At 51.6% G+C, this 1,001-nt stretch carries 2 protein-coding genes; both read right to left on the bottom strand.

Translation table 11 applies throughout. The features are described 5' to 3' along the window. A partial coding sequence (locus R7044_RS24435) for an ATP-binding cassette domain-containing protein (RefSeq protein ID WP_225455904.1) occupies positions 1-214 on the bottom strand: 214 nt, incomplete at its 3' end. 9 nt (positions 215-223) lie between these two features. After that, the coding region (locus tag R7044_RS24430; RefSeq protein WP_225455903.1) for an ABC transporter ATP-binding protein at positions 224-1,001 on the bottom strand (778 nt) is incomplete at its 5' end.

Here is a 1,001-nt window from a genome sequence, read left to right as displayed (position 1 = left end):
GCGTGGGTTCAACTAAGCGCAGCAGAGCACGCGCTAAGGTGGATTTTCCGCAGCCTGATTCGCCAACAATGCCGAGCGTTTCGCCTCGATAAACATCCAAATCGATGCCGTTGACGGCTTGTACGATCTTTCTTCGGCTCGGAATGAGGTGTCGCGAAACAGGAAAATGCACTTGCAGATCGCGAGCGGACAATAACACTTCTTTCTGATTCATAACGTTTCCTTAAGCCGACTGGTGGATGAGTGAAATGCTGCTTTGGGCTTTGACATGGCAGGCGATGGATTGACGACCATTGAGCGGCATAAACTTCGGCGTTTCGGCTTGGCAGCGAGCGAGTCGGTAATCACAGCGATCTCTAAACGGGCAGCCTTGGTGGTTAATCAAGGAGCTCGGTGGATTGCCAGGGATGGTTGGCAAACGAGGCATGTCTTCGGTGATCGAAGGAATTGCTCTCAGTAAGCCTTGGGTATAAGGGTGTGCGGGCTGAGCAAAGAGGGTGTCCGTACCCGCTTGTTCCATTTTTTGTCCGCCGTACATCACCACCACGCGGTCACACATTTCGGCGACAACGCCCATGTCGTGCATGATCAGCAATATCGCGGTATTGAACTCTTGTTGTAACTCACGTAATAGCGTCAGGATTTGCGCTTGTACTGTCACATCGAGTGCGGTTGTGGGCTCATCGGCAATAAGCAGTTCCGGTTTACACAACAACGCCATGGCAATCATCACACGTTGGCGCATACCGCCAGAAAGCTCGTGTGGATATTGGTTCATGCGCGTTTCCGGAGAAGGAATCCGCACCGCATCCAACATCTGAATGGATTCCGCCATGGCTTGCTTGCGACTCATGCCTTTGTGCACCATCAACACTTCGCTCAGCTGCTTGCCTATCTTCATAAATGGATTCAGAGAGGTCATGGGATCTTGGAAGATCATGCCGATTTTCTCTGCGCGAGTACGGTTGAGCTGCTTCTTGGACATTGAGAGTAAGTTCTCG

It is taken from the genome of Vibrio sp. 1402 (assembly GCF_033340275.1).
Note: the sequence above shows the minus strand (reverse complement) of the source record. Positions and strands in the feature narration are given on the sequence as shown.